Source organism: Sphingomonas phyllosphaerae (genome assembly GCA_036946405.1).
Classification (GTDB): Bacteria; Pseudomonadota; Alphaproteobacteria; order Sphingomonadales; family Sphingomonadaceae; genus Sphingomonas; species Sphingomonas phyllosphaerae_D.
The window spans coordinates 2,139,596-2,155,664 of record JAQIJC010000001.1; the positions used below are offsets into that span (position 1 = coordinate 2,139,596).

19 protein-coding genes are annotated in these 16,069 nt (G+C 67.5%); 14 read left to right on the top strand and 5 right to left on the bottom strand.

Annotated elements, in window-relative coordinates:
- Positions 1-5: 5 nt before the first annotated feature.
- The 4 genes from PGN12_10140 (at position 6) to PGN12_10155 (ending at position 3,352) form a co-directional block, all read left to right on the top strand.
- Positions 6-1,205: an invasion associated locus B family protein gene (locus PGN12_10140; protein MEH3104252.1), complete on the top strand. Its 1,200-nt coding sequence runs from the start codon at positions 6-8 to the stop codon at positions 1,203-1,205.
- Between the two features lie 18 nt (positions 1,206-1,223).
- Positions 1,224-1,979: a SapC family protein gene (locus PGN12_10145; GenBank protein ID MEH3104253.1), complete on the top strand. Its 756-nt coding sequence runs from the start codon at positions 1,224-1,226 to the stop codon at positions 1,977-1,979.
- 28 nt (positions 1,980-2,007) lie between these two features.
- Positions 2,008-2,778 (top strand): SapC family protein, encoded by a 771-nt coding sequence (locus PGN12_10150; protein MEH3104254.1) that lies wholly within the window; start codon positions 2,008-2,010, stop codon positions 2,776-2,778.
- A gap of 301 nt (positions 2,779-3,079) precedes the next feature.
- Entirely contained in the window at positions 3,080-3,352 is a 273-nt protein-coding gene (locus PGN12_10155; protein MEH3104255.1) for a hypothetical protein, read from the top strand.
- Here the strand turns inward: PGN12_10155 and PGN12_10160 are convergent.
- Positions 3,347-4,405 carry a glucokinase gene (locus tag PGN12_10160; GenBank protein MEH3104256.1) on the bottom strand — a complete coding sequence of 353 codons (1,059 nt, stop codon included), beginning with the start codon at positions 4,403-4,405 and terminating at the stop codon, positions 3,347-3,349. The genes PGN12_10155 and PGN12_10160 overlap by 6 nt on opposite strands.
- 201 nt (positions 4,406-4,606) lie before the next feature.
- Between PGN12_10160 and PGN12_10165 the strand changes: the two genes are divergently transcribed.
- Positions 4,607-4,804: a hypothetical protein gene (locus PGN12_10165; protein ID MEH3104257.1), complete on the top strand. Its 198-nt coding sequence runs from the start codon at positions 4,607-4,609 to the stop codon at positions 4,802-4,804.
- A 24-nt stretch (positions 4,805-4,828) separates the two neighbouring features.
- Here PGN12_10165 and PGN12_10170 read toward each other — a convergent pair whose 3' ends face one another.
- The 3 genes from PGN12_10170 to PGN12_10180 all read right to left on the bottom strand — a co-directional run bounded on the left by PGN12_10170 (position 4,829) and on the right by PGN12_10180 (position 7,237).
- Positions 4,829-6,130, bottom strand: coding sequence for a cation:proton antiporter (locus tag PGN12_10170; GenBank protein ID MEH3104258.1), 1,302 nt, complete (start codon positions 6,128-6,130; stop codon positions 4,829-4,831).
- A 67-nt stretch (positions 6,131-6,197) separates the two neighbouring features.
- The gene (locus tag PGN12_10175) at positions 6,198-6,572 is read right to left on the bottom strand and encodes a hypothetical protein (GenBank protein MEH3104259.1); all 375 of its coding nucleotides are present in this window, start codon (positions 6,570-6,572) and stop codon (positions 6,198-6,200) included.
- Positions 6,569-7,237, bottom strand: coding sequence for an EI24 domain-containing protein (locus PGN12_10180; GenBank protein MEH3104260.1), 669 nt, complete (start codon positions 7,235-7,237; stop codon positions 6,569-6,571). Before PGN12_10180 ends, PGN12_10175 begins: the two co-directional genes overlap by 4 nt.
- An 87-nt stretch (positions 7,238-7,324) precedes the next feature.
- Between PGN12_10180 and PGN12_10185 the strand changes: the two genes are divergently transcribed.
- The 6 genes from PGN12_10185 (at position 7,325) to PGN12_10210 (ending at position 12,633) form a co-directional block, all read left to right on the top strand.
- Positions 7,325-8,317: an adenosine kinase gene (locus tag PGN12_10185; GenBank protein ID MEH3104261.1), complete on the top strand. Its 993-nt coding sequence runs from the start codon at positions 7,325-7,327 to the stop codon at positions 8,315-8,317.
- Between the two features lie 206 nt (positions 8,318-8,523).
- On the top strand, positions 8,524-10,944 hold the full coding sequence (gene hrpB, locus PGN12_10190; protein MEH3104262.1) for an ATP-dependent helicase HrpB: 2,421 nt from the start codon (positions 8,524-8,526) through the stop codon (positions 10,942-10,944).
- An 82-nt stretch (positions 10,945-11,026) separates the two neighbouring features.
- Positions 11,027-11,464 carry a copper chaperone PCu(A)C gene (locus PGN12_10195; GenBank protein ID MEH3104263.1) on the top strand — a complete coding sequence of 146 codons (438 nt, stop codon included), beginning with the start codon at positions 11,027-11,029 and terminating at the stop codon, positions 11,462-11,464.
- Positions 11,448-11,735: a hypothetical protein gene (locus PGN12_10200; protein ID MEH3104264.1), complete on the top strand. Its 288-nt coding sequence runs from the start codon at positions 11,448-11,450 to the stop codon at positions 11,733-11,735. Before PGN12_10195 ends, PGN12_10200 begins: the two co-directional genes overlap by 17 nt.
- Positions 11,726-12,196, top strand: coding sequence for a vgr related protein (locus PGN12_10205; GenBank protein MEH3104265.1), 471 nt, complete (start codon positions 11,726-11,728; stop codon positions 12,194-12,196). The genes PGN12_10200 and PGN12_10205 overlap by 10 nt, the downstream gene beginning before the upstream one ends.
- A complete protein-coding gene (locus PGN12_10210; GenBank protein MEH3104266.1) occupies positions 12,193-12,633 on the top strand; it encodes a hotdog fold thioesterase in 441 nt (146 codons plus the stop codon). Before PGN12_10205 ends, PGN12_10210 begins: the two co-directional genes overlap by 4 nt.
- A 43-nt stretch (positions 12,634-12,676) precedes the next feature.
- Here the strand turns inward: PGN12_10210 and gorA are convergent, their stop codons facing one another.
- Positions 12,677-14,026 carry a glutathione-disulfide reductase gene (gene gorA, locus PGN12_10215; protein MEH3104267.1) on the bottom strand — a complete coding sequence of 450 codons (1,350 nt, stop codon included), beginning with the start codon at positions 14,024-14,026 and terminating at the stop codon, positions 12,677-12,679.
- Between the two features lie 411 nt (positions 14,027-14,437).
- On the opposite strand from gorA, the gene PGN12_10220 reads away from it, so the two are divergent.
- The 3 genes from PGN12_10220 to PGN12_10230 all read left to right on the top strand — a co-directional run bounded on the left by PGN12_10220 (position 14,438) and on the right by PGN12_10230 (position 16,013).
- Complete coding sequence (locus tag PGN12_10220; GenBank protein MEH3104268.1) at positions 14,438-14,863, top strand: YbaN family protein; 426 nt, start codon at positions 14,438-14,440, stop codon at positions 14,861-14,863.
- Positions 14,848-15,192, top strand: a complete 345-nt coding sequence (locus tag PGN12_10225) for an HNH endonuclease signature motif containing protein (GenBank protein MEH3104269.1) — start codon at positions 14,848-14,850, stop codon at positions 15,190-15,192. The genes PGN12_10220 and PGN12_10225 overlap by 16 nt, the downstream gene beginning before the upstream one ends.
- A gap of 224 nt (positions 15,193-15,416) precedes the next feature.
- Complete coding sequence (locus PGN12_10230) at positions 15,417-16,013, top strand: opacity protein (GenBank protein ID MEH3104270.1); 597 nt, start codon at positions 15,417-15,419, stop codon at positions 16,011-16,013.
- Positions 16,014-16,069 lie beyond the last annotated feature (56 nt).

Sequence of the window (16,069 nt, forward strand, 5' to 3'; positions counted from 1 at the left end):
GGACCATGGTTGCACATCTTCGTTCCAGCGTGCGGGCGATATCGCTGTTCGTCGGAGCCTGGTTGGCGATGCCGGACAGCTGCGCCGCGGCGCCGCCCGCGCCATCGGCAATCGCCGCTCATGGCAATTGGGCGGTCCGGTGTGGTCGCGTGGGCGCGCGCGCCGGCTTTTGTGAAATCGCGCAACAGGTTGAAAGCAATTTCAAAGAGCGCCCGGTGCTCCTGTTGTCGCTAAGTTGCGTGGCTGAACAACGACGGTGCGCAATCGAAGCGGAGTTGCCGCCGCGGTTGCGGACAGGTCAAGTGGTGCTGTTTCAAGAGGATGAGGAGAAGCCCCTCGAATTGCCGATGATCGATTGCGACGCCGCTCGTTGCCTTGCGGGAGCCGTGTTGCCCTTCGAAACCGCGGCGACGATCGCGCGGGCGCGCCGGTTGAAGATAACGTTCGATGACCCAAAAGCGGGACGTCTGAACATTCCTTTGACGGTGAATGGTCTGGCGGATGCTATCGCCGACATGATCGGGCGCAACACTGTGATCGCGGCGCAAGGCGTAAGTAATTCAACACAGACAAGGAAAGATACGATGACCCCGTTCCTGGCCGCGACGGCGCTGGCTTCGGCGATCACGCCGCCAGCCGCCACTCCGCCGAAATCCGTTGCTACCGCTGCGCCGGCACAATCGACGGCTGCCCCGAAGAGCGAACATTATGGCGACTGGTCGGTGCTGTGTGTCGATCGCACCGACTTACCGCCGTGCGAGGCGGTGCAGGGGCTGCAACCCAAGGACGCGGCGAGCCAGCCGTTGCGCTTCTCCTTCGCCTATGCCGGGCAGGGGGATCGGTACGGCGTCCAGTTCCAGGTGCCGCTCGGCATTCTGGTTCAGGTGCAGCCGCTGATCCGGCTCGACGACAAGACCGACCTCTCCGATTTCCGCGTCACGCGCTGCGAAGCCGAAGGCTGCTTCATCGATCGCGTGATGACGAAAGCGGAGCTGGAGCCGTTCTTCAAGGCCGCCAAGGGGCTGGTCGCGGTTGCCGATCGCGCGGGAAAGCCGGTCGTCCTGCCGTTGTCGCTCAACGGCTTCGCGCAGGCGATGCAGGTGATGACGACGCGCAACCAGGCGTGGAGCGCCAAGCATCCGGCGCCCGCCGCAACCACTCCACCTCCCGCCAAGGCTCCGATCACCCTCGGCAAACAACAATAAGCCAAAGGACCAAGCCCGATGCTTCCGATGACCAGTGCGCCGCTTCCGCGTTTCTATCGCTTCGTCACGCCGTTGATCAGCAGGCTTCACCGCCACCTGACCTATGAGATGCCCGAAACGCCCGATTACACCTTTGCCGCGCGCGCCGAGACGATCGACCTGACGATCGATGAGTTTCCGGCAGCGATCATGCATTACCCGATCGTGTTCGGTGGCGGCGACGCGTTGCGCCCGATGGTGCTGACGGGCCAGCCGGACACGCAGCGGAACCAGTTCATCAATGACGACGGTTCGTGGCGCGACAAGGCCTATATCCCGGCCTATGTGCGGCGTTATCCGTTCCTGCTGGCGCGTCTCGATCCCGAAGTCGACGAAATGAGCCTGTGCTTCGACGGCGCCTGTCCGTGGCTGCGCGACCATGACGAAGGCAATCTGTTCAGCGACGGCGACAATCCCAGCGAGACGACGCGGCAGATCCTCGAATTTTGTCAGAATTACGAGGCAGCGGTGCGCCGGACGCGCTTCTTCATCGACGAACTGCTGGAACTCGAGCTGTTGGTGGATCTGGTGCGTGTCGACAGTGCAGGGCGTGCGGTGCCCGTGAAAGGGTTCAGCATGGTCGACGAGGAGCGCCTGCGGCAATTGCGTGCAGAACCGCTACGCAAGTTGATGAGCACGGGCGCGCAGGCGGCGATCTTCGCGCACCTCTTCTCGCTGCGTCACCTCGGCCAGCGCCTGGCGGTCGGCACTACCGAAACGACCGAAGCAGCTTGATCCCTATAGCCCAGGCGAAGTGATAGATATGACTGACGCGACCCCCGCCGCATTGCCGCAATTCTACAGAGCGGTGACGCCGTTACTCAGCCAGCTTCACCAGAAGCTGATTTTTCGCGATCGCGATCCCGCCGACTATCGCTTCGGCGCGGCAAGCCCCGCGATCGTCCTGACGACCGACGAGTTCATCCCGGCGGAAGCGGACTATCCGATCGTCTTCGCGAGCGCCGAAACCCCGATGCCGGTCGTGCTGACGGGAATGCCGGGCGCCACGAACCGTCACGTCGATGCGGACGGGCAGTGGGCGGCTGAACGGTACATTCCGGCCTATGTGCGCCGCTATCCGTTCCTGCTCGCCAAGCTCAACGAGAATGCGACCGATCTGACCCTATGCTTCGACAGCGAAAGTGATCGTTTCGTCGAGGGTGATGACGGCAATCTGTTCGATGGTGACGAGCCGACGGCATTGACCCGCGACGTCCTCGGTTTTTGCGAGCAGTTCGAAGGTGCGATCCGCCGCACCGAAAACTTCGTGCGCGAATTGCAGGATCTCGATCTCCTGATCGAGGCGGAAGCGAGCATGCCGGGCGAAGACGGCACGCCGCGCGTACTCCGCGGATTCCAGATGGTATCGGAAGAAAAGCTCAAGAGCCTGCGCGGCGATCAATATCGCAAGCTCGTCCAGTCGGGGGCGCTGGCGCTGATCTTCGCGCATCTGTTCTCGCTGCGCCGGATCGGTTCGCTGTTCGCGCAGGAGCCGCAGCCGGAACAACACACGGCGTCATCAACCGGGCGCTGATGGCGCTTACCGTGAGCGCCATCGATCGCAGCCGGCGTCGGGGGGGCTCACGGTTGCGTCTGTAAGGACACGCGTGCTTGATGCCCCGGGCGCAAACACGCTTTCGAACCATTCTTCATCATGGCGCAGACCTGCTCCGAATGACGATTGTTCCGCAACCGCCGTTTGCGGCGCGGTGGATCCCGGACTGGGTTCAATATGACGGCTGAAACCTCCAAATAACCGCGCTTCGGCTTCGACGCCGAGCCGTTTCCGGGTGCGGCCGTTGCCAAGCGGCGCTGCGTGGCCGATGGAGCGGGAAATGGAAAAGCCGCCAATAACCGAGGATTATGCGCGCGGACGCCGCGACGGACTGCGACAGGCGTTGTCGATTCTTGAAGCCGAAGAGGCGAAATGGGAAAAGCTGCTTGGTGAAAGCCCGTCGTGGCGCACCAACGCGACGCGGGCGGTCCGTCACAAGACGTATCAGGTCGCAAGAACGCGCGTCCAGACGGCGCTCAACCGGCTGTTGCCGAAGAAGGACGCCACCTTGCCGGCCGAAATCGCGACGATGATCGACCGCGCGGGATTATGATGGAAGGACCGGCGTTCGTTCCGGAGGGCGCGGGGAGATCGGCAGGTCGGACGATCGCCCCGACGGTCGCGACGCGCCTGCCTCGCGGAACGCGTGACGGGCCAAGGCATGTGCGGCGCCGTTGAGTTCGCCATGCTCCAACGCGGTGACCGACCGCGGCACCGATGCGAGAAGCCGCATGTACTTGCCGGTACCCTGAAAGACCGCCGCCATCGGCGCGAGTGCAAGGATCTCGCGGAGTGCAACCGCCAGTTTCCCGGTGACGATCACGCCGTCCCACGCCCCGAAGCCGAGCACCAGTCCGCTGGTGTAGGTCCAGAACGCTTCGCACAACAGCTCGCATGCCCTGCGCGCGAGCGGATCGATGCCGGCGAGGCGCGTGATATCCTCGGGCTTGGTGAAACGCTTCTCAAGCTTCTGCGCGCGCGCCAGCTCGTTGTAGATGGCGACGAGGCCGGTGGCGGAGATCAGATGCTCGGCCACGACCGGATAACGCTCCGGAAAGATCGCGGCGACGAGATCGGCCATCTTCCGCGATGCCGGGGCGAAGCCGGCATGTCCGGCTTCGGTGGCGAGCACGTTCACGCTGCCGTCGGGCTCATGGACGAGCACCGACACGCCCAGTCCCGAGGTCATGCCGATCACGCAATAGGTGCCCGGACGTTGCAGGCAGACCGCCGGCATCGAGCCGAGCGGCAGCAACGTGTGGTGGCGATGGCCGCAAAGCGCCCACGCCTCGGCCTCGAAATCGTTAAGGATGAGCGGCGGCCGCCCGAGCATCGCCTGCAATCCCGACCGCGAGACATACCAGCGGGTGTGGGTGATGGAAATCGCGTCGCCGCGGGGCAACCCCGCGACGGCGATCGCCAGATTGGCGGGCAGCCGCGCCAGCCGCGAATCGTGCTGGAACGTCGAGAGCGCCCCGGAGACGCTCGAACTCTGCTCGGACCCATATTGCCGCATACTGCTGGGAACGAGTTCCCCGGCGCTGTCGGTCAGCGCGAAGCGCAGCCCCTTGCGGCCGACATGTGCGACAATCCCTGCGGCATCCATGCGCATCCCCTTCCGTCGAGGCTGCCCATGTCAACCCTCTCGCTAGGGGTGTGGTAAGCGACAATTACTGTCAAACCACTAAAAACCATTGATCGTCAGAGATTTGGCTTTTGATCGTCCTTAACGCCTGCCGATGCCGGGGTCGCATGTGTATCGTCATGCAATCCTTCGCATTTCGATGAATCCTGCTAGCAGTCTCTCATGCTGAAAGTCAGAGAGAAGCGCCGCGCGATCGAAGCCAAGCGAGCCGTCGCGCGATTGGCTGCCGTGAAGGCGGCGATCATCGCGCTTGATGACGAGGATCTTCTCGACTTCGCCGACATCTTTTCGGAGCGCGAAGCGACACCGCTGCGCGACATCGCCGAGGCCGAGATGCGGCGTCGTGACATCAGCCTCTGAGGCACGCGCCGTCGCCGCTCCGGTTCAGGACAGCGCCCGTTCCGGAGCAGGCGCTGCGCCTTCGTCGTCGAGCGCGCCCAGTTCGCCGCGTGCACGGGCACGGCGACCATAGACGAATTCGAACAACGGCGAGGTCATCAGCGTCGTCGCGATCGCCATCAGCACGAGCATCGAGAACAGTGCCGGCCCGATGATGCCGCGTGCCAGCCCGATGTTGATGATGATCAGCTCCATCAGTCCGCGCGCGTTCATCAGCGCGCCGACCCCGAGCGCAGTGGCATTGTCCTGCCCGGTAAGCCGCGCCGCCGCCCAGCATGCGCCGCCCTTTGCGACGATCGACGCGGCGAGCACCACCAGCGTGACGACGAGCAGCGCCGGATCGGCCACCAGCGCCAGCTGCGTGTTGAGCCCGCTGAACGTGAAGAAGCACGGTAGCAGCAGCAGCACGGTCATCGGTTCGAGCTGCCGCCGCAAACCTTCTGCAAAGGCGCCGCGCGGCATCGCCACGCCGAGCAGGAAGCCGCCGAACACCGCGTGCATGCCGACCGCATCCATCGCGAAGGCGGCAAGCAGGAACAGCATCAGCGCAATGCCCGTCTCGGTCTGACCCACCATTCCGGTCCGCTCCGCCCGCGCGCCGAGTGGGCGCAACAGCCGGGGGCCAACGCCGAGCACCACGACCGCGAAGATCGCCGCGCCGCCGATCACCTTGATCGCGACGCCGGCTCCGTCACCGAAGGTCGCCAGCACCACCGCCAACACCGTCCACGCCCCGGCGTCGTCGATCGCGCCCGAAGAAAGCGACAGCGTGCCGAGCGGCGTGCCCGACAGCCCGCGTTCGTGGATGATCCGGGCGAGCATCGGGAAGGCGGTGATCGCGATGCACGCGCCGGTGAACAAGGCGGCCTGCGTCGCGGTGACCGTGGGGCCGAACAGTCCGGGGATCGAGCGAAGCCACGGGGCGAGCACGACCGCGACCGCAAATGGTGCGATCATTCCCGACAGCGACACGGCGGTGGCGCTACGTGCGTTGCTGCGGAAATGGTCCGCGCGGAAGCCGAGCCCGACGATGAACATGTAGAGCCCGACGCCGAGCTGCGCGACCGCATAGAGCAGCCCGCGCGTCTCCTTCGGGAACAGCAGCGCCTGCCACTCCGGGGCGAGCAGCCCGAGCAGCGACGGTCCGAGCAAGACGCCCGCGATCATCTCGCCGACGACCTGGGGTTGTCCGAGATAGCGTTTCGCCAGCCAGCCGACGCCGCGAGATACCGCGACGATCGCAAACAGTTGCATGAAGAAAAGGACGCTGAGCTGCGCCGGTGCCATCACGAATCCCCACCCGTTTTGCGCAGGCTAACGCGAGAGGTCGGCGCGCTCAACGACGATGTTTGCGCTATCGGCCGCCGGTCTTGCGGGTGAGCGCCGCGACGCAGCTGGCGCGATCGATGCTGCTGCCGTCACGCTGTCGTGCGTCGACCCAGGTGACGCGCGGCTCGGCGCGATCGGCGGTGGGATAGAGATAGGCGTCGAGGATGCAGATCGCGCTCGAGAACTGCAGCTTGCGCGCCGTTCCTTCGCGCACGTCGGCGTCGGGCTGACCGAAGCTGCGCGTCAGTTGCGCGGCATCCTGTCCCATCACCGCCTCCAGCCCCAGTGTCGGGAGTGCGACCGGAACCGCGCGCGCCACCGCCGGGCGCTGTGCAGTGGTGGTCGCGCACCCGGCGAGCATGGGCAGGAGCAGCAGCGCGGCGGAGTCTAGGAGCTTCATCGGCGGTTTCCGTGGAACAGATGCGTCGCCATCGCCGCGCCCAGCACGGGCGCGAGGATGTTGAGCAGCGGAACCACGAACAGCCCGGTCGCGGCAAGCCCCAGCACGAAGCGCCGCCCGGCGGTCGCCGCGCGCCAGTCTCGCATCGCCGCAGCGGGCAGATGACGCGCCGCGACCATCTCGCCGAGATCGCGCCCGAGCAGCCAGCCGTTGACGACGAAGAATGCCGCCGCGGTGCCGATCCCTGTGACCAGCAGCGCGATATATACCGGCGCGGCGAGCAGGTTGACCGCGACGAACCGCCCGGCCGAGGCTAGCCCCATCCGCACGCCGCCTGCCAGCGATACCGGGCGCGCTGTCGCCAGCGCCTGCGGGTAATGCCGCCGTTCGACCGCCTCGACGATGGTATCGGCGAACAGCCCTACAACCAGCATCGCCACCGCCCGGAACAGCAGCCACCCGCCGAACACGGCCAGCAACGTGGCGGCGACGCCGGCGAGCGTGCCATGCCCGCTGACTCCGGCGAGAGCGGTGTCGATCAGCCACCACGCGCCGGCACCAAGCGCGACGAAGATGCCCAGCGTGATCGCCAGCGACAGTGCGAGCACGCGCAGGATCGCAGCGTCGCCGAGTTGCTGCACCGAGAGCCAGAATGCGCGCATCATCATGCGGCGATGCGCCTCGCTTGCCCGTTGCGCAAGCCGCGACCGCACTCTAGTCGGGCGCTTTGCGCGCTTCCAGGAACCAGCACCTTGACCGAACCCCATTATGACGTGGTCGCGATCGGCAACGCCATCGTCGACATCCTCTCGCCCGCCACCGACTCGTTCATCGCCGAGAATGGCATGACCAAGGGCGCGATGGCGCTGGTCTTTTCGCCCGAGGAAGCCGACGCGCTCTATGCGAAGATGGGACCGGGGCAGGAAGTGTCGGGCGGATCGGCCGCGAACACGATCGCGGGGATGGCGGCGCTGGGCAGCCAGTGCGCGTTCATCGGGCAGGTCGCCGACGATCAGCTCGGCGAGGTTTTCGCGCACGACATCCGTGCGGCGGGCATCCGCTTCGACACCGCATCGCGCGCCGGTGCGCCGACGACCGGCCGCTGCCTGATCTTCGTGACGCCCGACGGGCAGCGCACGATGAATACCTTCCTTGGTGCCTCGCATTATCTGCCGGCCGAGGCGCTGGACGCCGGGCTGATCGCCGATGCGCGCTATCTGTATCTCGAGGGCTATCTCTGGGATCCCGAAGAGCCGCGCGCCGCGATGCGCGCCGCGATCGACATTGCGCGCGGGGCGGGTCGCAAGGTCGCCTTCACGCTGTCGGCCGAGTTCGTAATCGATCGCCACCGCGACGCTTTCCACGCGCTGATCGATCAGGGGGTGATCGACGTGCTGTTCGCGAACGAGACCGAGATCATGTTCCTGACGCAGACCGACACGGTCGACGCGGCAGTGGCGGCGGTGCAGGGCAAGGTGCCGCTGGTCGTCGTCACGCTCGCCGAGCGCGGGGCGATGGCGGTCGCGGGCGGCGAGCGCGTTGTGGTGCCGGCGCAGCCGATCGACAAGGTGGTCGACACGACCGGCGCGGGCGATCTGTTCGCGGCGGGCTTCCTGCACGGTCAGGCGCAGGGCAAGTCGCTGGAGGCGTCGCTGACGCTCGGCGCGATCTGTGCGGCCGAGGTGATCCAGCATTTCGGCGCGCGGCCGATCGTCGATTTGAAGGCGATCACCGCGGGGGTTTAACGTCGGGCGGGGGATCAGTTCTCTCCCGTCGCCCCTGCGAAGGCAGGGGCCCATGACTATGTCGTCTAGTATGCCCGTGGACACAGGTGCGGCGTGCGTGTGTCGGGGTCTTATCCCAACTCCACTGACATAGGCCCCTGCCTGCGCAGGGGCGACGGGAGGGTCAGCGGTTCTCAAGCACGCGTCGATCTGCCACAGACCCGCGCGTGACCTCGCTGCCGATCCATGCTGTCCTGCCCGACCTGCTCGCCGCCCTGCGCGAGCGGTCGTCGGCGGTGCTGATCGCACCGCCGGGGGCGGGCAAGACCACCGCGGTAGCGCCTGCGCTGATCGGTGAGCCGTGGTGCACGGGCGAGGTGCTGGTTACCAGCCCGCGCCGGCTCGCGGCGCGGGCGGCGGCGGAGCGGATGGCGGCGCAGGCGGGCGAGCCGGTCGGGCGCACTTTCGGCTATGCGACACGGCTCGACAGCAAGCGGTCGGCGGCCACGCGCGTGACGGTCGTGACCGAGGGCATCCTGACCGCGCGGCTACAGGACGATCCCGAGTTGACCGGCGTCGCGGCGATCCTGTTCGACGAAGTGCACGAGCGCAGCCTCGACGGCGATTTCGGGCTCGCGCTGGCGCTTGACGCGCAGGCCGGGCTGCGGCCCGATCTACGGGTGGTGGCGATGTCGGCGACGCTCGACGGGGCGCGGTTCGCGGCGTTGATGGACGATGCGCCGATGATCGAGAGCGAGGGGCGGAGCCATCCGCTCGAGCTGCGGCATGTCGGCCGTGCCGCCGAGGCGCGGATCGAGGAGGCGATGGCGTCCGCGGTGCGGCGCGCCTTGGCCGAGGAAGACGGCGGGGTGCTCGCCTTCCTGCCCGGTGTCGCCGAGATCGAGCGCACCGCCGAGCGGATCGGTGAGCTGCCTGGCGTCCGGCTGCACCGGCTGCATGGCAGCCTCGACCCGGCGGCGCAGCGCGCGGCGATCCGCGCCGAGTCCAACGGTGCGCGCAAGCTGGTGCTCGCGACCTCGATCGCCGAGACGAGCCTGACGCTCGACGGCATTCGCGTGGTGGTCGACAGTGGGCTCGCGCGCCGCCCGCGCTACGATCGCGCCGCGGGGATGACCCGGTTGGTCACCGAGCGCGCGAGCCAGGCGGCGGCGACGCAGCGCGCCGGGCGTGCCGCGCGGCAGAAGCCGGGGGTCGCGTATCGCTTGTGGGAGGCGGCGGCGACTGCGGGCATCCCGCGCTTCGACCCACCGGAGATCCTTGAGGCCGATCTGTCGGCGCTGGTGCTGGCGTGCGCCTTGTGGGGTGTCGCGGATCCGCGCGCGCTGCGCTGGATCGACGCGCCACCGGCGGTGGCGATCGACGAGGCACGCGCGCGGCTGCTCGGGCTGGGGGCGATCGACGCGGACGGGCGGCCGACCGCGCATGGTCGCCGAATTGCGCGGCTGCCGATGACGCCGCGGCTCGCGCATATGCTGCTCAGCGCGGGCGACAAGCGGCTGGCGGCGGAGATTGCGGTGCTGTTGCAGGAGCGCGGACTGGGCGGGCAGGACGCCGATCTCGAACTGCGGCTGCGGCGCTGGCGCGGCGATCGCTCGCCCAAGGCGGAGAATGCGCGCGCGCTGGCGAAGCGCTGGGCAGCGATGGCGGGAGGCGAGGGCAGCGGTGATACGATTGCGGCGTGCGTGGCGCTGGCCTTCCCGGATCGCGTCGCGCGGCGGCGCGATGCGAGCGGCGAGCGCTGGGTGTCGGCGGGCGGACGCGGGTTCCGGCTCGAGGCGACCTCGTCGCTGGCGCGCGCGGAGTGGCTGGCGGTCGCGGAAACGCAGGGAATGGCGGCGGGCGCGCGCATTCTTTCGGCCGCGACGATCGATGCCGATGACGTCGAGACGCTGTTCGCCGAGCGGATCGAAACGCGCCGAACCGCGGTGTTCGATCCGGCGACCGGCGGCGTCCAGCCACTGCGCGAGCGGCGGATCGGCGCCATCCGGGTCTCCAGCGGGCCGGACAGCCAGGCGGACCCGGCGGCGGTGGCGGCGGCACTGGTCGAGGGGGTGCGCGTGCATGGCGTCGCTTTGTTGCCGTGGTCCGAAGGGGCACGAGCGCTGCGAACGCGGGCGGCCTATGCGGGCGTGCCGCTCGACGACGAAGCGCTGGTCGAGCGGCTCGACGAATGGTTGCCGGCGCTGGTGGCAGGCAAGCGGCGGCTCGATGCCGTCGCGCCGGGCGCGCTGACCGACGCATTGCGCACGCTGCTCGGCTGGGATGCCCTGCGCCAGATCGATCGGTTGGCGCCGGGTGACTTCACCAGTCCGGCCGGTTCGACGCACGCGATCGATTATGGTGCCGAGGCGGGTCCGACCGTCGAGTTGCGCGTGCAGGCGTTGTTCGGGCTGGCCGAGCATCCGGTGGTCGGCGAGCGGCGGGTGCCGCTGGTGCTGTCGCTGACCTCGCCTGCCGGACGACCGATCCAGACGACCCGCGACCTGCCCGGCTTCTGGGCAGGGAGTTGGCGTGACGTGGCGCGCGAGATGCGCGGGCGCTATCCGCGGCATCCGTGGCCCGACGATCCGGCTGCCGCCGCGCCGACACTCCGCACCAAGAATGCGGATGCGCGGCGTGGCAGGTGAACGGGGGCGGTGCGGCCGGCCGTTACCGCTTGCCCGCCTTGTCGGGCGACCGTACATCCGGGCGTCGAACGGGGAGACGGTCATGCGCCGCTTGATGATGGCAGTTTCGGTGCTCGCGGCGGGATGTTCGGCGCAGGGCGCCGCCCCGGTGGCGGAGGACGGCTATGTCCGGCTGGCGGCCGTGCCGGACCGGCCAGCGGCGGGTTATTTCGCGCTGCGTGGCGGGGGCAAGGACACGACGCTGGTGCGCGTGGAAGCGCCGGGCGTCTCTCGCGCCGAAATGCACGGCAGCAAGATGACCGCGAACGGGATGGTGACGATGGAGTCGCTGGCGAACGTCCCGGTGCCGGCCAGGACCGATGTCGCGTTCGCGCCGGGCGGGCGGCACGTGATGCTGTTCGACGTGCCGCGCACGGTGACGCCGGGATCGCGGCTGCCGTTGACGCTGCGCTTCGCGGATGGTGCATCGACGCAGGTCGAGGCGAAGGTGATCGCGGCGGGCGATGTCGCACCGGAGTGAGCCGGGCTTTCGTCCGCCGGATGAGGAGCTGAGCGGAGCCCCGGCGGTTCTTCGCTTCGTTCTGACGCTTTTCGCCGAGCTGGCGACCGCTGCCATCGCCGCGCTGATCGTGCTTCATTGCTATGATCGCGAGACGATCGACATGATCGCCGCACTCGGCATCGCCCTTCCGGTCGTGCTCGGCGGATTGTCGATCGTGTGGCTGGAGTGTTCCTGTCATTGCCGCACCGGAACGAGCCCGTTGCTGCTGCTGGCCGAAATATGGCCATAGAAGACCGGCGATCCCTGACCGCGGCGGAGATCGCGCTGGCGCGGTCGCTGTATGGCGATGCGATCGACTATCGGGCGGTGTCGCTGGCGAACAGCAAATGGGCGTTCTTTCAGCCGCGCGACGTGGTGATGGCGCCGCGTGGCTGCATCCACTTCCACCCGAAGGGCGACCTGTGGTGCGAGGATTTCGGTGCCGCCTCGCTCGACCGGCAGGGGCTGTTCATCCACGAGATGTGCCACATCTGGCAGCATCAGCGTGGCATCTTCCTGCCGCTGAAGCGCCATCCGTTCTGCCGCTACGATTATGCGATCCGGCCCGGCTGGCGGCTGGAGCGCTATGGCCTTGAGCAACAGGCCGAGATCGTTCGTCATGCCTTTCTGTTGCGGCACGGTGCGATCGTGCCGGGTGCGCCGGAGCTGGCGCGCTATGAAACCATCCTGCCGTTCGGAGATCGTGCGTGAGCATCTGGCATTCCCCCCTCGACCTCGATGCGCTGACCGCTGCCTGTGCGGGTTCGATGCCGGGTTTTCTCGGGATCGCGTTCGTCGCGGCGGGCGACGACTGGCTGCGCGCGCGGATGCCGGTCGACCAGCGCACGCGTCAGCCATATGGGCGGCTGCATGGCGGTGCCTCGGTCGCGCTGGCTGAGACGGTCGCGTCGGTCGCGGCAATGGCGACGCTCGATCCGGCGACCTCCGCCGCGGTCGGCATGGAGATCAACGCCAACCATCTGCGCCCGGTCGGCGAGGGGTTCGTCTACGCCACCGCGACCAGCGAGGCGCGCGGGCGGTCGTCGCAGGTGTGGACGATCCGGGTGACCGACGAGGCCGAGCGGCTGGTGTGCCTCGCGCGGATGACCGCGGCGGTGATCGCCGCGGGGCGGGGGGTGGTGGGGTGATCTGCGCACCCGTCATCCCCGCCGTCGCGGGGATGACGAGGAGTTACTTCAGCAGCACCAGTTCCTCGGCCATCGTCGGGTGGAGCGCGACCGTCGCGTCGAACTGCGCCTTGGTCAGCCCGGCCTTCACCGCCACCGCGGCGGCCTGGATGATCTCGGGCACGTCGGGGCCGATCATGTGGATGCCGACGACGCGGTCGGTCTCGCCGTCGCACACCATCTTGTAGAGCGCGCGTTCGTCGCGTTCGGCGAGGACGTTCTTCATCGGGCGGAAGTCCGACGAATAGACCTTTACCGAGCCAAGCTTCTGCCGCGCCTGCGCCTCGGTCATTCCGACACCGGCGAGCGGCGGGTGGCTGAACACCGCGGAGGGCACGCAGTCGTAATCGACCTTGGTCGCCTTGCCGCCGAACATGTTGTCGGCGAACGCCTGCCCCTCGCGGATCGCGATCGGGGTGAGCTGTATGCGATTGGTGACGTCGCCGACCGCATAGATCGACGCGCAGGTGGAGCGGTTATCGTCGTCGACCACGACCGCGCCGTGATCGTCCAGTTCCACCCCCGCCGTCTCCAGCCCTAGCCCATGCGTGTTGGGCTTGCGGCCGGTGGCGAACATCACGAGGTCGACGGTGACCGGCTCATGGTTAGACATATGGACGGTAAGGCAGCCGTCCTCGCCCTTGTCGATCCCCTGGAAGGCGGCGTCGAAGCGGAACTCGAGCCCCTTCATCATGCTGATCTGAAGGAGACGGTCGCGGATCTGCAGGTCGTAGCCGCGCAGGATTTCCTTGGTGCGGTTCATCAGGATGACGTGCGCGCCGAGCTGATGGAAGACGCCCGCAAACTCGTTGGCGATATAGCCCGCGCCTGCGATCAGGATGCGCTTGGGGATGCTGTCGAGATGGAACGCCTCGTTCGAGGTGATGCCATGTTCGTGGCCCGGGCACTCCGGAATGGCGGGATGCGCGCCGACCGCGATCAGGATCGTCTTCGCGGTCTTCTTCGTGCCGTCGGCGAGCGTCACCTCATTGGGGCCGGAAACCGTGGCGCGCTGGTGGATGATCTCGGCGCCCGAGCTTTCGATCGTGGTGGTGTACGCCTTGTTGATGCGGTCCACCTCCTTCATCACATTGTCGCGCAGCCGCGGCCAGCTGAAGGCGCAGTCGTCGGGAACGTCCCAGCCGAAGTGACGCGCGTCGCGCAGATCCTCGGCGAAATGCGCGCCGTAGACGAGCAGCTTCTTGGGGACGCAGCCGCGGATCACACAGGTGCCGCCGACGCGATATTCCTCCGCCACCGCCACCTTTGCGCCGTGCGCCGCCGAGACGCGCGCGGCGCGCGTGCCGCCGGAGCCGGCGCCGATGACGAAAAGGTCGTAGTCGAAGTCGGACATGGACAGGCTCCGTTGGACGCGAATGTTGCGAATGTTGAGACGATCGCGCGTTGGATTCAGAACCGAGAACCAGCGGCGCGCCGGATGGTGCCGCTGTTAGCAGCGCGGCGTGACGTAGGACAGGGCGGGCTTCGATCGGCGCATCGAAAGCTCCGTCCGCGCGAGGGGATCGGTGCAAAAAGTCGGGACCGGGCCCTTTGCAACCCCTACCCCGGCGAAGGCCGGGGCCCAGATGGAGAGGTTACAATCGTCTCTCAACTGAGGTCCGGCCTTCACCGTGGAAGAAGAAGGCGACTTTCGCAGCGAAATCCGCGAGGTGACCACGGATCATTGCAGGGCGCTGCTCCCAGGCACGGCACCGAACGGCCACGCCAGACGTTCCCGCTCCGCCGCAGAGGAACCGACACGATCGTGACCGATCTCCCCGCCGACCCGATCAAGCCCGGCCGTCTGCACGCCGCGGCCCGCTACGGCTGGCTGGCGCTCGGATTCTTCTTCATCGCACTGGGCGTGATCGGCGCGTTGTTGCCGTTGATGCCGACCACGATCTTCCTGATCCTCGCCGCCGGCTGCTTCGCGCGTTCGTCGCCCCGGCTCGAGGCTTGGCTGCTCGATCACCCGCGCTTCGGCACGACGCTGCGCGCGTGGCGGCGTGATCGTGCGATCCCCCGCCGCGCCAAGCTGTTGGCCTGCACCGGCATCGCAGCCGGCTATATGATCTTTCTCGCCACGGCGCAGCCGCAGCTGCCGCTCGCGCTGCTCGTCGCCGCCGCGATGATCGGCTGCGCATCGTTCATCCTCTCGCGTCCGACCGCAACCGCATGGTCGGACGCGTAAGGCGCAAGGCCGGGCTCGCCGAAGCCGAGGCGCGTGCGCGCGATACGAACGACGCGGCGCCGTGCTGCGCGTTATGCGGCCGTCCGCTCGGATCCCGTGTCGAGTGGCACCATGTCGTTCCGCGCAGCGAAGGCGGCACCGACACCGTACCGCTCCACCCGATCTGCCACCGTGCAATCCACGCGGCCGCCGACAATCCGGCGCTGGCGCGCGCCGGAACGCTCGACGCGATCCGCGACATCCCCGCGCTGAGTCGCTTCCTGCGGTGGATCGCCGACAAGCCCGCCGACTTTCACGCGCCCACCCGCCATCGTCGAAGCGACTTGTAATAAGGCCATATTGCGGCGCAGCATCCGGACGGTGGCAGGGATACGGCACGTTCATTCATCTTCTCGACAGATTGCGTGTCTTTCCCGCAACACCTGCCGAGTTCCATGCCAAAATGGCGTTTTTTCGCGCAACCAAGCCGGGGAGGCGTGGTTAGAGCAGTCCCCGGCCCGGCCGCACCTGGTGCTGCGACAAACCGGGCAACGAAACTGTATTGAGGTATTTTATGCGTAAGCTCGTTCTTGCGGCCGTTGCTGCATCCGCCGCGTTCGTCGCCACCCCCTCGCTCGCGCAGGATATGTCGACCACCGACACCGCGACCGCGACCGCGCCGGACGGCACCCGCGCGTTCGGGATCGAGCCCTATGTCGCCGTGCGCGGTGGCTGGGAAGAATTCCAGAGCGACAGCGTCCCGGGCGCCCCGCGCCAGAACAAGCTGAACGGCTCGCTGGTCGAGGGTCTGGCCGGCGTCAACATCCCGCTCGGGCCGGTGTTCGTGGGCGCCGAGGGTAACGTCGCCAAGGGCATTTCGGGCGACATCGACTGGCAGTATGGTGCTGCGGGCCGCTTCGGCTTCCGCGCTGGCGACAGCGGCCTGATCTACGGCAAGGTCGGCTACCAGTGGGTGAACTTCGACAAGCGCGTCAACACCGATCGCGACTTCCACGACATGACCTACGGCATCGGCTTCGAGGTCGGCCCGAAGGACATCGGTCTCGGCGGCATCACCAGCAACTCGGGCATCCGCCTGCGCGGCGAAGTGTCGAGCTACGGCTGGACCAACAGCTTCCGTCCGACGCTGGGCATCGTCGCGCACTTCTAAGGCGCTGACGAAAGGTTTCCGGTCGCCAAGGGAGCACCAGGCGACCGGGCCGCACC

Bases quoted from the DNA above. Each gene is read 5' to 3' on its own strand.
- PGN12_10140 (MEH3104252.1), top strand. From the start codon at position 6: ATGGTTGCACATCTTCGTTCCAGCGTGCGGGCGATATCGCTGTTCGTC.
- PGN12_10145 (MEH3104253.1), top strand. From the start codon at position 1,224: ATGCTTCCGATGACCAGTGCGCCGCTTCCGCGTTTCTATCGCTTCGTC.
- PGN12_10150 (MEH3104254.1), top strand. From the start codon at position 2,008: ATGACTGACGCGACCCCCGCCGCATTGCCGCAATTCTACAGAGCGGTG.
- PGN12_10155 (MEH3104255.1), top strand. From the start codon at position 3,080: ATGGAAAAGCCGCCAATAACCGAGGATTATGCGCGCGGACGCCGCGAC.
- PGN12_10160 (MEH3104256.1), bottom strand. From the start codon at position 4,405: ATGGATGCCGCAGGGATTGTCGCACATGTCGGCCGCAAGGGGCTGCGC.
- PGN12_10165 (MEH3104257.1), top strand. From the start codon at position 4,607: ATGCTGAAAGTCAGAGAGAAGCGCCGCGCGATCGAAGCCAAGCGAGCC.
- PGN12_10170 (MEH3104258.1), bottom strand. From the start codon at position 6,130: ATGGCACCGGCGCAGCTCAGCGTCCTTTTCTTCATGCAACTGTTTGCG.
- PGN12_10175 (MEH3104259.1), bottom strand. From the start codon at position 6,572: ATGAAGCTCCTAGACTCCGCCGCGCTGCTGCTCCTGCCCATGCTCGCC.
- PGN12_10180 (MEH3104260.1), bottom strand. From the start codon at position 7,237: ATGATGCGCGCATTCTGGCTCTCGGTGCAGCAACTCGGCGACGCTGCG.
- PGN12_10195 (MEH3104263.1), top strand. From the start codon at position 11,027: ATGCGCCGCTTGATGATGGCAGTTTCGGTGCTCGCGGCGGGATGTTCG.
- PGN12_10200 (MEH3104264.1), top strand. From the start codon at position 11,448: ATGTCGCACCGGAGTGAGCCGGGCTTTCGTCCGCCGGATGAGGAGCTG.
- PGN12_10205 (MEH3104265.1), top strand. From the start codon at position 11,726: ATGGCCATAGAAGACCGGCGATCCCTGACCGCGGCGGAGATCGCGCTG.
- gorA (MEH3104267.1), bottom strand. From the start codon at position 14,026: ATGTCCGACTTCGACTACGACCTTTTCGTCATCGGCGCCGGCTCCGGC.
- PGN12_10225 (MEH3104269.1), top strand. From the start codon at position 14,848: ATGGTCGGACGCGTAAGGCGCAAGGCCGGGCTCGCCGAAGCCGAGGCG.
- PGN12_10230 (MEH3104270.1), top strand. From the start codon at position 15,417: ATGCGTAAGCTCGTTCTTGCGGCCGTTGCTGCATCCGCCGCGTTCGTC.